This window comes from Actinocrinis puniceicyclus (assembly GCF_018283645.1).
Lineage (GTDB): Bacteria > Actinomycetota > Actinomycetes > Streptomycetales > Catenulisporaceae > Actinocrinis > Actinocrinis puniceicyclus.
Genome location: NZ_JAGSXH010000351.1, coordinates 1 through 900, shown reverse-complemented (window position 1 = coordinate 900; position 900 = coordinate 1). Strand labels below are relative to the sequence as shown.

General features: G+C 65.8%; 1 pseudogene. It reads right to left on the bottom strand.

What is annotated here, in order from left to right:
- Positions 1–503: 503 nt before the first annotated feature.
- A pseudogene (locus KGA66_RS29240) lies at positions 504–773 on the bottom strand (maturase); the annotation flags it as partial.
- Between the last annotated feature and the right edge of the window lie 127 nt (positions 774–900).

The following is a 900-nucleotide window of genomic DNA, read 5'->3' as shown; positions in this document are numbered from 1 at the left end:
CTACGGGACGGTCCGCCCCCCCCTGCCACGCATCGGTACTCAGCCCCTCGCAGATCAGCTGCTTGGGGTTCTCCCTTAACCCGACCGGCGTCAACACACCGACCGGCCTCATCGCGGCGAGGGGTTCCCACGTTCCACACCGGAGCCAAAGCCGAGCTCGCGCCACCTCTGCGCCGGACAACCACCTGGCCAGGACTACAGGCACCCGCCAGACTCGTCCCGGGGCAACAACTGGACCCCGGTTTCGGTCATCGTCGCTACGCTTTCGACGTTTCATCAGTGGTTCACTCGCGTTCGCCTTCTCAGCTCACACCTGACGCATCACGTGCGCCTTTTCCGCAACGCTCACCACCCCGGCTCATTCACCGACGCAGCTTGCGGTGGTTTGGGACCTCCCCCTGCGCGGGCGGTCCCGGAGGGCCAAACCTCCATCACCGGTGCAGCACCGCCTCAAAAGCTCCCGTCTTCTACACCGGAACCTCCATCAGCGTTCGTGGCACACCGTCGTCGGCATAGCGGACGTAGCGAAGCCTCCGGTAGCCCGGATCCATCGGATCGGAGCTGGGCAGCTCGCGCAGCCGCTTGCGGTGAGCCCGGAACGCGGCCATATCGCCGCGTTCCCTGGCCCGGCGCATCGCGTAGTACGTGTTGTGGTACTCCCGGCTGGGGGTGCGCTGGGAGCCTCGGGTGTATTCCGGGATGAGGACCTTCTCGACGAAGGCGTCCAACCGGTCCAGATAGATGTTGGACAAGATCGGCGATGCCACACCGCCTGTTGCCCGACGTTGAAGATGAGGATGTCGGCGGCATCGATGCTGGGGCCGCATGGTGACGGAAACGCCCTGCCCGGGGTCAGCCGGGCAGGGCGTTGGTGCTCACGGTGTCGGTGGGATCGTCAGT